Origin of the sequence: Enterococcus sp. AZ089 (genome assembly GCF_050547225.1) — a bacterium.
In the GTDB taxonomy this organism is placed as follows: domain Bacteria; phylum Bacillota; class Bacilli; order Lactobacillales; family Enterococcaceae; genus Enterococcus_D; species Enterococcus_D entomosocium.
Window position 1 is genome coordinate 2,920,149 of record NZ_CP172954.1, and the last position, 13,870, is coordinate 2,934,018.

Genomic DNA, 13,870 nt, shown 5'->3' on the forward strand with positions numbered 1-13,870 from the left:
TTACTCCTCTCCTTTCTGTGTTGCGAAGATTTCTTGATAGATGGCATTGTTATTGGCTAAAAATTCATGGCTTCCTTCACCAACCAAACGTCCATTATCTAAAACGAAGATGCGGTCGGCTTTCACAACAGAGGCAATCTTTTGCGCGATAATGATTGTTGTCGTGTCTTTTAATTGTTTTTCAAACGCTTCGCGAACCAATTTTTCCGAACGCGCATCTAATGCACTCGTACTATCATCCAAAATCAAAATTTTCGGTTCACCGATCACGCCTCGAGAAATCGATAAGCGTTGCTTTTGTCCTCCAGAAAAATTGCTGCTGCGCTCGGAGACCGGCGCTTCAAAACCCGCTGTCAATTTTTGAATAAATTCGCTGGCTTGAGCGATTTCTGTTGCGCGAGACATCTCAGACTCCGAGGCATCTTTTTTCCCTTGCCGTAAGTTTTGGGCAATCGTTCCTGAAAAGAGGATCGCTTTTTGCAAGACAAAAGCGACCGTTTTACGCAAGCTTTGTTCATTGACTTCTTTCAAGTCAACACCGCCAACCCGCACGACACCTTCTGTTGGGTCAAACAAACGGGGAATCAGTTGCGCCAGTGTTGATTTGCCGGCACCAGTCGCTCCTACGATCCCAATCATTTCGCCAGGTTTGATGGTAAAACTGATAGCCGTTAGGGCATTTTTTTCATCCCCAGGGTAACGGAAGCTGACGTTTTCAAAAGCGACACTTCCAGACAATTCTTGTTCTGGGACATCTTGGTATTGCAGATCCGGTTCGGTATCTAGAATCTCTTTGATCCGTTTTAGCGAAACTGCAGCCCGTGAAGTCATCATCATCATCATGCCGCCGATAATGATCGCCATCATAATTTGCATCAAATAATTCATGAATGAGGCAATTCCCCCAATCAAAGTTGGGTCATCTTTCGCTAGATCACTGACAAAGAAAATCGCGCCGACCACTGCTAAGTTGGCCGCCAGCATAAAGGAGGGGATCATTACAGAGAACAGGGTTCCTACAATAATATTATGCTTCGTTAACGTTTCACTGACTTTAGAAAAGCCTTGCAGTTGGTTGTCTTCTTGAACAAAAGATTTCACCACACGAATCCCCATCAAATTTTCTTTGGCAATCCCATTGATTTTGTCGATCAAGTTCTGGATGATCATAAAGTGTTTGCCCATCCGTGTAAAGGATAGTGCCGTAATCACTAGGACAGCGATAATCAGTAAGACGATGATCCACCACAGTTGCGGCATGGTTGTCATCGCCAAAATGAAGGCACCGATAAATAAGAACGGGATCCGAAACAACGATTGTAGCGAGATCATCACTAAGTTTTGAATTTGCGTGATGTCATTGGTCAAGCGCACCACAAGATTTCCCGCTGAGAAGGTTTCGATATTTCCAAATGAGAATGTCTGGATTTTCCGAAACATCTCTTCCCGAATATCGGCACTAACGCCTTGCGCCACTTTCGCAGAAAAAACCGTGTTGATGATCCCTGCAACAAGGCCTAGCAATGCTAGCCCAATCAACTGCACACCAATTTTTTTCATTTCATCATTGTTTTCGGTAATAATTGATTCTAGCACTTGCTGCAAGAGCTTTGGCTGCCATAATGCAGCAACGACCATTAAAATGACCGATAATAAGGCAATGCTGGTTGCCGCTTTGTACTTTTTGACATGGCGTAAGACCAGATCCATATACGTACCACTCCTTTGTGTTTAGCAGAAAAGACTGCCAAAAAATTTCGGTTGCACAACAATTTACCATGGATCACGACTAGAAACAAGCGAACAAATAAAACAAAAAGAGCTTTCATGAAAGCTCTTTGAAAATATTGCATAAATGTTGGCGAAAATAACGAATAATAAAGGGATTATGATGATCCTCAAGAGGGTCTTCCTTATTTTCTGGCGCTAAATCTTTGACTTACGATTCGCTGTTTTACAGCTCACTTTTTTGTTTTTTTGTCAGTTTTTGTTTGACTAGATCGTAGGAAACCAAAATCATTTGTTCGATGTTTTCTTCCATCAAGGCATCAGATGCCAACTTGATGGTATTCCAATGGGTCTTATTGGCATAATACCCCGGAATGATGACGTCAGGAAATTGCTCTCGCAGCGTTTCGTTGACCTCGGGCAGATTTTTCAAAGTCAAAAATGCTGTTTCTTCTGCTTGCGGACTCATGATCCCAAACTGTTTTCCTACTAAATCAAAGTAGATTGCATCCCAATCTTCGCGGTAATAGACTTTGGCTCCCGGCAAGCCTTCCCCAAATGCTTGAAATCGCTGCATTTTTTGTGCAATTTTTTCTTCAATCGATGTACTCATTGTGTTTCCCTCACTTTCTACTATCAAAACCGTCATTTTCTGTCTCAATTTTGACAGATTGAATCGCTTTCTGCTCTATTTCCTACTATTATACATGGTTGCCGTGTAAAAAGGGATTTTTTATCAATGGCATGTTGCCTGAAAATGACTCTTGAGAGTTGCATGCGGCGTTACATTCATTCATCTCTCTCAGAAGATACAAAAAAACCCTTATCAGCGAGTAAGATGTACTCGCCAATAAGGGCAATTGATTACTAGATGTCATGGACAAGATTCATTTTAGAATCTTAGTACCAACCATTTGCTTCCCAGAATGCTTTGGCAGCAGACCAAGAACCATAACGTGATGCAACATATTCATCGGCAACCTTTTCTTGGTTAGCAGCTGAATAGTCACCATTTAAGTAAGAGTTGGTTAATTGGTAACGGCCGTAGTATTGTCCGTTTGTCGCTGTGTAAGAACCACCAGATTCTTTGTTTGCGATCCATTCTTTTGCTGAAGCTTCTGAGCCGCTAGCTGAAGAGCTGTAGCTTGAGCTGCTTTGTGTGCTTGCAGCAGCAGATTGTGTGTTGCTTGATTGTGAAGCTGCTGGTTCACTTGGTTGTTGTACACTTGCTGCAGCAGTCGTGTTTGCAGATTCTGTATAAGTGGCAGTGCCATCTGTAGGGATGATCAATGCTTCCCCAACAAAAATCAAGTTTTTATCAGCAATCTCGTTTGCTTCAACGATCGCACTGATCGTATCATCAGAGCTATAACCGTAAAAGTTAGTAGCGATTGTTGATAATGTATCACCAGATTGAACAGTGTATTGTTCGTCTGCAAAGGCGTCTTTCCCACCTAAGAAAAGGCCGAAACCGGCAAGGACAGCTGTACTAAGTAAAACAGTTTTTAAAGACTTCATATAATTAAATCTCCTTCTTTGAAACTCATTTTGCGTCATTTGAGATGACTCAAGCGCATAAACAAGTCTAACACCGAAGAATATTTCATAGGTAAAGAAATCATTACAGATGATTACGAAAACGACAGTTACCTTACGTTTCGTAAGAATTGAAAAAGACTATCATATCAAGCTTTTCTCTGCTGTAATTTTTAACATTACAGTTATTTTGTTTTCAGGTAAACCAGTTAACCTTAGAAAACCTTTCCTATATTACAAAAAACCCTCTTTTTACACAGACTTGTAACAAAAGAAGGAACGAGACAAGGTCTCATTCCCCATTTACTTCCTATTTTTTCTTCACTGGGATCAATTTATTCATGACGATCGCCGCAATAGCGCTTAAAGCAATCGGTGAATCTAATAAATATTGTAAGAATTGAGGCGCAGATTCTTTGATTTCTGCTGGCATAAACAACAAGCCGATGGCAATAATCAACGGTACCCCGATAATATACAACTCACGCTCGGAAAACTCTTCATTCTTAATGACCCGAAAGCCGCTCAACAAAATAATGACACAGACGACCGCGAACACGCCGCCGATGACAGCAGAAGGTACTGCGTGAATCAAGGCTGAAAGTTTTCCCATAAAGGACAATAGGATAAACCAGACGGATGCCATCACAAAGACTTTTTTACTAGCAACCCCAGTGATCGAAATGATCCCCGCATTGGTAGAATAACCAGTCACAGGGGTCGTTCCTACTAAGGCGGCAACCAAGCAGCCTAATCCTTCGCCGATCACGCCTTTATTGATCTGTTCATCCGTAACAGGTTCTTCTGTCACGGAACTGACCGCATACCAAGTACCTGTTGTTTCTGCTAGGAGCACCATATAGATCACTAGCATCGTTAAGATCGCTGAAACATCAAAGTGCAGGCCATAGTTTAGAAATACCAGTTTTGGCAGACTAAAGAAAGAAGCATCCGCCACCGACTGAAAATCAACGCCTCCCATAAAGGAAGCAATCACGGTACCGATAACCAAAGCAATAATGACCGAACTGATTCGGAAGTATTTTCCCATTCCTGGAAAATAATCGCCTAACATGGAAAACAAGATCAAAATCGCCGCAGTAATCGCAGCCAACAACATGTTTTGATTGGCACTTAGTGTTTCAGTGGCAGGATAGATATTGCTAGTAAAGGCCGTTGGCAACAGCGTCAAACCAACGATCATGATGATCGTTCCACTGACGATCGTAGGAATAAAATGACGAACGATATACTTATAGATTCCAGTAAAACCTAGTAAAATGACTGCTGCGGCACCAACAATGCTGGCACCTAACACCGTGTCCATGCCGTTGGCACCAAAATAAATACCGATGATCGCTCCAACGGGTACAAAGGATGGTCCTTGACATACGGGTAATTTCAAGAAAAAGAGGACTTGGATCAAAGAAGCGATCCCTGCTCCTAAAAAGGTCGATTGGATCAAACCTGATGCGTCTGAAGAGGACATCGCCACCGCGGTTGCGATAATAAATGGCGGCACATACACGTCCATTGCCAACACATGCTGTAATCCTAAAAGTACTGCTTGACCAAAGGGAATGTCTTCGTTCATTCCGATCGTTAAATGTTTGTTTTTCGTTGATTCCACTGTCTCATTCTCCTCATTTTTCGTGTACTTTTTTTCCTTGGACCCAGACTTGGCGAATATTTTGCATCGTTGCTAAGTACAGGATTTTTTGTAATCTTGCTTCGGGTGAAGTAAACACACCGAAGTCAGGCAAAGGATTTTCTTTTTGTCGCGTATCGATCACTTGCACATCAAACGCATACCCTTCTTTGATGACACCTACTGGTAATCTCAGTGCCTCACCGCCGCCTTTTGTCGCCAATGAGAACGCATCGATCACGGATATACGAGAATCAGCTACTCCTCGTGTGTTTTGAGGAAGCGTGACATCCACGCCATCTTCTAACATTCTCGAAGACATCACAGCTTGTTTGATGTTGTCATACAAACTCGGTGAAAAACCGCCGGAGATATCCGTTCCTAAACCAATCGTGACCCCTTGTTCTTTCAAGCGCTTGATTGGGATCACGCCATTGGCAAAGTAGGCATTTGAGATGGGACAGTGCGCAACTGCGGCGCCGGTTTCGACAAAACGGGCGCCGTCAGCTGGGCTGATGAAATTGCCATGAGCCATCACTGCTTTTTCTCGCAACAAGCCGAAATCTTGCAGCACTTCGGTATCCGTTTTGCCAAATCGCTCTTGAACAAAGTCATGTTCCCATTGCCCTTCACTGCAGTGGGTCTGAACATGGACATCATATTTTTCAGCCAATGCGCCTAACCCTGCCAAGCCTTCATCGGTACAGCTCGGGACAAATCGCGGAGTAACCACAGGATAAACGCCTTGAGGTGCAGTCTTTGCGATTGCTTGTACTTCTTGAATAAAACGTTCTGTATCCGCTAACGCCTCTTCTGTTGACGCGTCCCGATAAAAAGCAGGATTGGCTTGGGGATCGTCCATAACGACTTTTCCGACTAATCCCCGTTGACCAAGAGTGGCACAAGTCTTCGCCAATTGAAGGCTCGCTTCTAGATGGACCGTTGCAAAATAAAGAACCGTTGTCGTTCCTCTTGCCAATAGCTGTGCCACCAAATCTTGATAGACAGCTTTGGCAAATGCTGGATCGGCATATTTTGCTTCCAGCGGAAACGTGCATTCATCTAACCAAACATTTAACGGTTCATCTAACGCGATTCCTGCTTGCGGCCATTGCGGTGCATGGACATGCAGATCAACAAACCCAGGTAAAAAACACTGGCCTGCAGATAATGCCTGCAGATTCTCTGATGCTTTCGCCAGCTCTGACTCATACCCTTGATCTGTTTTAGCAGTCACTTTTACGATGATCCCTGCGTCATCGACTTGAATCAAAGCTTCTTCTATATATTCTAGTTTTCCATCAGTTGGCGTATGGAAAACATCTCCTTTAAAATAGTGAATGGTTGCCATTTGTTTGATTTCCCCCGTTCTCTAAGACATTGTCAGGAAAAAGCCGTTCATTTAATGTTCCTTTTTCACTAACACGATGTTCTTATTTTAACGCTATTCGAAAATAGTGCAATAAAATTCACTATCATAAAGAAAGATAAAACGATAAATGTTCGGTTTTTATGCGATTTCAAAAAAAAGACACCGTCTAGAAATAAGACAGTGTCAGTTAACGACGCTTATACTTTTGTTTTCTTTAGTTGCCGATAAAATACCACCAGTCCACCTACTAGCAAACAGAGTACTCCTGCAATCGAGCCCCATTTTGCTGGCTCTAAAAAGCTTTGGATCCTTGAGGTCTGATTCGTTGCCGTCGTTCCTGATAGCTGAAACAAGAAAGCCAACGGCTGATGTTCAAAACGAAGAATAACAAATAGGAGTGTCATCAAAAGAAATTGATGTACCAGACTCCCTTTGCTTTGTGTGGCATACTTGGCTAAGCTCTGCTGTTCAATTGCTTCCGGTTTTGCCGCCAAATACTGTTTCGTGAGCCATTGATTCAATCCCGCATTAAAGAAACTAATGACAAATAAACTTATTGGGATCAAAAGATCGCTGCTAAATAGAAGAACACCAACCATCAATCCAAGCAAATACGCCGGTACTAACTGTTTTTCTAGCAAGCGTGCGAGTTTTCCTCCGAGAAACATTGCGCCAAAAAGGCCCAGTGCATAAGGCAAGTAAACGTGAGTACTAAGCGCTTGTGCCCCAAATCGACCGGTAACATAGACCGAGCCGAAAAGAAAAAGAAAGTTACCGATCACTCCCCGAATAAAGGTGAGGATGTTCAAGTGAAGCGGCTGTTTCCACGAGCGGCTGCGTTTCGTTAAAGTGATCAGCAGCAAAGCAAAGAGAAACAAGAAGCCAGTAATCGCCCACTCAAACAGGGCATTCGACTTGATCAGCCTGGCTGATCGCAAGCCAAACAGTAAGAGAAAGAAAAAGAAATACAACAAAAACTGCTTGTTGAATAACTGGTTGCGCTGCATCAACGGTCTTTTTGGGAGGTTGTTGAAGGTTTGACTACTCTTAGCTGCCAGCACAAAGAGTGCAAAATAACTGCCAAATAGGCCAACGCCTTGAAGGTCATCAGGCAACCGTAAGGCAAACAGTAAAACAAAAAGAAAGAACAGCGCCTCCTTCCAATCATTTTTCAGCGGCTGTTCAGTGAGCTTGGCTTTTTGTCGTACCATCAGATCAGCTGGCGGCAGCCAAGAAGCACTGATCCCCAACAAACCAGCAGCTGGCAAGAGTGCCACGCTCCACCAGGTGCTCAAGATACCTACCAATGCGCCGGCGCCGCCGATCAAGACACTTGCTGCTAACAATGATGGTGCAAAAAGCGCCGTAAGCGTCTGTAAGAAAAAGACCCCTGTCATGCGAAAGGTATAAAAGAGCGCAAAGGCTAATGCTGCACTTAGCGACTGCTCTTTGCTCAAAGATAAGAAATAAAGATACGGGATGATCGTGATCGTATTGCTGATGATCAAAAGTGCGGTATGGGATTTTAAAACTTTCATCGTCCGACTCCTTGCCTTGATTTAAAGTTCCATCTTTCTTCTATCCTACACTTTCAAGCAATCCTGTCAACTTGCGTGCCAAATTTAAGCAAAAAGAAACCAAGTGTATTGTCAAAAGACTGACACTTCGTTTCTTTTTCTTATTGCGATTTTCGGCTAGAAGCCAGTAGACTGAATCGTTTGCTTAATTGCCTGAATTTCTTCATACAACCCTTGAAACTCTTTTGCAAGCTCACTCATGATGTCTGCGCTCATCAAAAGATCTTCCGCATGACTTAATAGTAAGGACATCCAAACTTTGTCCCCTTGAGCTTCTTGTTGAACTAACTTCCGATGTGCCAAATGGGCTTCATGATAGTGTTCTTTTCCTTTTTCGATTGCTTGCAGTGCAGCCAGATTCTGGGCTTCTCTTCCTTTTTGAATACTTTCAAAAAAGCAACTTCTTGCCATACCCGCTTGCGAGATAATCTGAAAACAAATTTGTTCTTTTTCTTCCATTCTACTCTCCTATTAGTTCAAGTGCTTGTTCCAATGCTTTTTTTCCATCCATCATGCCATAGGTGCGCATGTCGATACTGGCTGCTGGACAAGCAACTAAGCCTTGGACTTCATTTAATCGGTAAGAAACTTGCGGTCCTAACAGTACGCAATCAGCATCTTTTGCTGCAGTCGTGACCGATTCAATGGAGAACGCATCGATCACCACCGCTTCTCCTTTTTCTTGCGCTGCTTTTTTCATATTATTTACTAAGACGCCAGTAGACATGCCGCCAGCGCAAACTAATACTATTTTTTTCATCATTGTTCCTCCATTTTCTCGTTATTTGTTACTCAACGACTGCCGCTTGAGTTTGCAGATTCTTTTCTTCAGCTAGTGCTGCTTTGTCTTGCAGACGCATAAAAGGGATGTAGATGATGACACATAAGACAAATTGGATCAATTGTGCAATGATCCCTTGCCAGCCATTCACTAAGAAGCCACCGAAAATAATCGGAAATCCAGTTGGGATATTGACTCCATTGTGATAAGGCAAAAAGCCGACAATTGTTAAGAGATATGCTGACAACACGGAAACAGCCGGTGTTACCATCAAGGGAAGCAGCATTCTGATATTCATCACCTGAGGAATCCCAAATTTGATTGGCTCAGAAATACCAAACATGGAAGGGATCAATCCAATTTTACCAACAGCTTTTAGCTGCTCTGATTTGCAACCAAAAATAGCCAGTAAAGCGACTGCAAATGAACGAGCCCCGCGATTGTTCAAAATAAACCCAATCGTAAACAAATGTGGTAATGCTTGGCCGGCACTGTACGCCGCCAGATTATCAAGCCCTGGTTGGTAAAAGACCAACATCAAGATCGGATAAACAGCCAACACTCCGTGAATGCCAAAGAACCAAAGAAATTCGATAAACGCCACAATGATCATACAAGCAAAAATATTCGCTCCTAGCAAGGTCAATGGAGCTTGTACCCAAGTATAGATCATATCTGTCAGCGTGCCGTAAGGAGTTGCCGCCATGCCCACATAAATGATGCCCATAATGGCTGAAACAATAATTGCTGGCACGATCGCTGCAAAGGATTTGTTGACGATCGGCGGTACCGAATCCGGCATTTTGATCATCAAATTCTTCTGTACACATAAAATGTAAATTCTGGCACCCAACAAACCGCCAAACATGGCGACAAACATCCCACCGGAGCCAAGGGTCGACAACTCCATCGTACGGGTTTCTTCTAAAGTCGAAATCGGACTCAAGATCAAAAATGATACCAAACTCATGATACCGGCATTTAGTTGATCCGCATTTAAATGCTCGGCTAATTTATAGCCAACTAGAAAGGCGACATAAACGGAAACGACATCGATCGTCATCGCGTTGACTTGGGTTAATAATGCTTTCAAACCAATTTGTTCCATTATCTGTTGCGTTGCCCCAATGTCGATCGCATTGATCAAGGAAGCAATGGAACTGATCATCATGACGGGCATTAAGCCCATCATTGCATTGGCAATGGCTTTCATATAAATATTGTTTTGTACTTGAACGGCTGCAGCTAGTATTTTATCTTTCAGTGTATTCATAAGGTCCTCCTTCACTTAATCCCGCAAGTATTTATCTTTAAGTAGCTGGATTTTCTGCTGTGAAAAACCCAGTTCTTCTTTTACATATGTTTCAATCCCCCCATGAGCCTCAATCAAATCCAAAGCGGTTTGTAAAAAACACCGATCAGCTTCTTTGAAGTATCGCATTGCTGCCACAAAATCGGGGTTGTTCGTTTCTTCTTGTATCTGCTTGAGACTCTTGGTATTTTTCTCCCTTTTGTACTCGTTGGTCAGCAGGTAATCTTCCATGACCTCTTCATAACTGACACCCAACAGTAACTGAATCAGGGCAACGCCATACCCGGTGCGGTCTTTGCCACCACGACAGTGCTGAACCACTGCACCTTCAGCTTCCAAATGAATGGCCAATACTTCTTTGAAAACGGTCTTGCATTGACTGTTTTCAACAAATTCATAATTTTGCCGAATCATCAATTCTTTTGCAACTTCGGCGGTGATTTTTTCTGCAGAAAGCGCCATTGGTTCCCCTTCTTCTGAAGAAGCTAAAGCAGCAATATCAGCAATTGGCGTCAAATAAAGTATCTGAGCATTCCCAATGGGTTTGTCTTCATTGTCTGCTCTTTCTTGGGCATTGCGGTAGTCAATAATTTTCTCAATTCCCAGAGCTGCTAATTTTTTCTGATCGGCTTCTGTCAATTTGCTCAATTCGTCTGAGCGATATAGTTTTCCAGTCACTACGTATTTGCCCTCTTTGGTCCGATAGCCGCCAAAATCGCGAAAATTATACGCACCTTCTAAGGTTACTTTTTCATTTGTCATACACTACTCCTTTAAATAATTAATGAACGTCATAAAGTCCGTTGTCGCAGCTAGTTTGTTTACTTTATCCAACGAAGAACATTGTTTGATCAAATGATCATTCAGCGGTTTCACTTTTAAGTGATCTTGTTCAGCAATCACTAATAAGAAAACGAGACGAACCGTCTGTTTGTACCAGAACACTGGCTTTTTCAAGTTTGCAACGGCAATCACCGTTTCTGCACCAATCAGCGCATTGGGATGAGGGAAAGCGACTGACGGTAAGAAATCGGTTCCAAAAAAGGCTTCTCGTTCAAAAACCAACGTTTCAAAATTCTCAGGCATTGAATACTGTTCTTTGATTTGTTGGCATAAAAAATGCAACACCGCTTCTTTTGTTTCAAATTCTTGTTCACAGATGAATAACGATTCCTTAAAGTAGTTCAAAAGCACTTCTTCTGTGAAGATAGCGGCCAATGCGGCTTCGATCTTTTTGATCATATCCGGTTGCATAAAATAATCAACATTCATAACAGGAATCGTTCCTTCGTAAGGAAGTGGAATCGAAGAAAAGATAAAATCGAACTCCTGCTCTTCGATCATTTGCAAAAATTCATATGGATTGCATACCGTGACTTTCTTGATATAATTGCGAAAATAAAACTCAAATTTCTCTTTAAGGAAGGTATTGGCCGCTCGGCCGAGGTCATTGACCACTAAAATATACTTGCGCTGTGTTTGCGAATTTTTCTTATTTAAAGCCACATCAAAGTGCATCGCCAAATAGCTGAGTTCATGATCACTGATGGTCTTTTCAAATTGCTTTGCAATGACTTGACCGGCAATGATGGCTAAATCATAAGCGACATTACAGTGTACCTTCACCTCATTCAACAAAGGATTTTTCAGCTCGATCCCCAATTCGATCCGATCGATCAGCGGAGCAAAGTGCAACATCAACATCGTTTGCAGATCCAAGTCTTTGCTGAAATCGATTTGGCGGCTTTCCTTGATCGCTTTTAAAATTTTGCTGACCAATTCTGCTGCTTCATCTGAAACAGTCATCTTTTCATTTCTAGGGACTACTCGTTTGCCAACGATTTGCCCTAAAACATAATTTCGCTCGTATTCGGTAAAATGTACAGCACACTCTTTTTCAATTCTGGCGATGATTCGCTCTCCTAGTAATGTCTGCTCATCATTGGTCCTGCCGCTGATCGGTAGGTTTCGATCTAAGTAGCGGCCGCTTTGCATGCGTAAGACAGCGATCGCTAAATGATTCACCAGATTGTTCAAAATAGCCTCCGACATGGGGTAGGCTTTTTGCGAAAACTCCGACGAAACGATCGCTTTTATCTGCTGGTGAAGAAGCGACGGTGTATCTTCGCTGATTGTGCCCTCTTCTAACTGCTTGATATGGGTTCTTTGCAAATAATTACTAGCCATAAACCGTCTCAAGTCAAATTCGCTACCGCTAAGTTTCATTCCGTAATACGGCTTCGTTTGAATGGAGAGCTGGTAATGGCTTAGTATCCGTCGCAGCTTTTTCAATTCTTGAGATAGCTTACTCTGAGAAATGAATAAGCGTTCGCAAAGCATTTCGGATTTAATATACGTTTCTTCTTGAATAAAGAATTCAATAATTCTAGAAACAAAGTCGTCATTGTGGGACGCTTGTTCTTTCCTTCGCTGAAAAGCTTCTTCGTTCGTTATTTGTAAATACAACCCACTCCCTTTTTTCGCTTGAATCATACAACCGTATCGTTCTTGATGCTGGTTGATTTCTTCTGCATAACGGCGAACGGTTTTTCTGCTAACACCCAACTCGGCAGCAGCCGCTTTACTCGTCATAAAACCGTCATGCTCCGAAAGTGTTCTTAACAACAATAGGCTTAATTTTTCCATCTCTCTCTCCCTCGCTTACTAGTTTAGAGTCAAACCCAAGCAACCTCCATAGGTATATCTTCCCTTTCATTAAGGGAAATTTCTACAAGAAGTTGCTTGCCTTGTGCTTTGCTTCTTATCAAAAAAACGAATGGTCGTGACTTTCACTTTGTTGTTGCCACATATGACCGACCAATTTGTTTGAGTTTTCTTCTCCACAAAAAAAGACATGATCTTCACTCAATGAAGGTCATGTCTTTTTTATTTAGCGAACCTCGCTGATTTTCTCTACCGACTGTCGCACTTTTAATTGATGGGGACTAATTTTTCGATGGCTCGTTTCTGCTTGATTGGTGATGATGTCTGCTAGTAATTCAGCTGCTTCATAACCGATTCGTTCCATATCTTGGGCAACGGTTGTTAATTCAGGCGTTACGTAGCTAGCCAAAATAATATCATCGAACCCGATGACCGAAATATCTTCAGGAACCCGCAAGCCCATGTCTTTGATTCCTCGTATCGCTCCGATTGCCATAATATCACTAGCACAGAACAGTGCAGTGATTTCTTGATTATTTTCTAACAGATTTTTACAAATCAAATAGGCAATTTCTTCTTCATAGTTGGCGTACTGGATATACGACTCATTCACTAACAAGCCCTGCGCTGCCAAAGAAGCGCGGTAGCCTTTTTCTCTAAGTTCACTGACATTGGCATCACGACTCCCGTTGATCATGCCAATTTGTCGATGATTATTGGCAATCAAAAAATCCACAGCTTCTTGCGCCGCTTTTTCATTGTCAATCGAAACCAAGCCGATCTTAGGATTGTCGATTTCCATATCAATCAGAACTGTCGGCAAAGAGGTTTGCTGTACTTCCTGGTAGTAAGGATCGGTGGTTTTTAACCCTTGGATCACTACACCAGTGATATTGTGCTCATTGCAGAACTGACTAAACGTCTTTTGCTTTTGTTTCTCAGTACTTGTCCCATAAAAGACAAACTCAAAATCTGACTGATCCGTATAACGATAGACCCCATTCAACACTTCCAAAGGCATCGTTGATTTTCGGTTAAAATTCAACTCATTTAAAATCAAGGCGATGGTTTGTTGTTTCTTGGAAGACAGTGTCCTTGCTGCCATGTTTGGGGAATAGTCTAATTCTTTCGCTATTTTTAAAATTTCTTGCTTGGTTTGCTGGTTGATATCACTATACCCGTTAAAAACTTTGGATACAGTCGCTATTGATACACCGGCTGCCTTTGCCACATCGCGAATCGTTGTTCGCAT

At 42.4% G+C, this 13,870-nt stretch carries 12 protein-coding genes; all 12 read right to left on the minus strand.

Annotation, left to right across the window (positions count from 1 at the left end; translation table 11 throughout):
• The gene (locus IGJ01_RS13465; protein WP_005234099.1) at positions 1-1,710 is read right to left on the minus strand and encodes an ABC transporter ATP-binding protein; all 1,710 of its coding nucleotides are present in this window, start codon (positions 1,708-1,710) and stop codon (positions 1-3) included.
• Between the two features lie 244 nt (positions 1,711-1,954).
• Complete coding sequence (locus IGJ01_RS13470; protein WP_034872119.1) at positions 1,955-2,341, minus strand: MmcQ/YjbR family DNA-binding protein; 387 nt, start codon at positions 2,339-2,341, stop codon at positions 1,955-1,957.
• Between the two features lie 287 nt (positions 2,342-2,628).
• Complete coding sequence (locus tag IGJ01_RS13475; RefSeq protein ID WP_034878363.1) at positions 2,629-3,246, minus strand: LysM peptidoglycan-binding domain-containing protein; 618 nt, start codon at positions 3,244-3,246, stop codon at positions 2,629-2,631.
• Between the two features lie 328 nt (positions 3,247-3,574).
• Positions 3,575-4,858 (minus strand): uracil-xanthine permease family protein, encoded by a 1,284-nt coding sequence (locus IGJ01_RS13480; RefSeq protein WP_016612741.1) that lies wholly within the window; start codon positions 4,856-4,858, stop codon positions 3,575-3,577.
• A 49-nt stretch (positions 4,859-4,907) separates the two neighbouring features.
• On the minus strand, positions 4,908-6,263 hold the full coding sequence (guaD, locus tag IGJ01_RS13485) for a guanine deaminase (RefSeq protein ID WP_005234095.1): 1,356 nt from the start codon (positions 6,261-6,263) through the stop codon (positions 4,908-4,910).
• A 218-nt stretch (positions 6,264-6,481) separates the two neighbouring features.
• Positions 6,482-7,822: a hypothetical protein gene (locus IGJ01_RS13490; protein ID WP_005234094.1), complete on the minus strand. Its 1,341-nt coding sequence runs from the start codon at positions 7,820-7,822 to the stop codon at positions 6,482-6,484.
• 156 nt (positions 7,823-7,978) lie between these two features.
• A complete protein-coding gene (locus IGJ01_RS13495) occupies positions 7,979-8,320 on the minus strand; it encodes a PTS lactose/cellobiose transporter subunit IIA (RefSeq protein ID WP_005234093.1) in 342 nt (113 codons plus the stop codon).
• Position 8,321: 1 nt separating this feature from the next.
• Positions 8,322-8,621 carry a PTS sugar transporter subunit IIB gene (locus IGJ01_RS13500; RefSeq protein WP_008380633.1) on the minus strand — a complete coding sequence of 100 codons (300 nt, stop codon included), beginning with the start codon at positions 8,619-8,621 and terminating at the stop codon, positions 8,322-8,324.
• Between the two features lie 28 nt (positions 8,622-8,649).
• Positions 8,650-9,915: a PTS sugar transporter subunit IIC gene (locus IGJ01_RS13505; protein ID WP_008380631.1), complete on the minus strand. Its 1,266-nt coding sequence runs from the start codon at positions 9,913-9,915 to the stop codon at positions 8,650-8,652.
• A gap of 15 nt (positions 9,916-9,930) precedes the next feature.
• Positions 9,931-10,716, minus strand: coding sequence for a tyrosine-protein phosphatase (locus IGJ01_RS13510; protein ID WP_008380628.1), 786 nt, complete (start codon positions 10,714-10,716; stop codon positions 9,931-9,933).
• A 3-nt stretch (positions 10,717-10,719) separates the two neighbouring features.
• Positions 10,720-12,600, minus strand: a complete 1,881-nt coding sequence (locus tag IGJ01_RS13515; RefSeq protein WP_008380626.1) for a BglG family transcription antiterminator — start codon at positions 12,598-12,600, stop codon at positions 10,720-10,722.
• Positions 12,601-12,844: 244 nt separating this feature from the next.
• Complete coding sequence (locus tag IGJ01_RS13520; RefSeq protein ID WP_016612745.1) at positions 12,845-13,870, minus strand: LacI family DNA-binding transcriptional regulator; 1,026 nt, start codon at positions 13,868-13,870, stop codon at positions 12,845-12,847.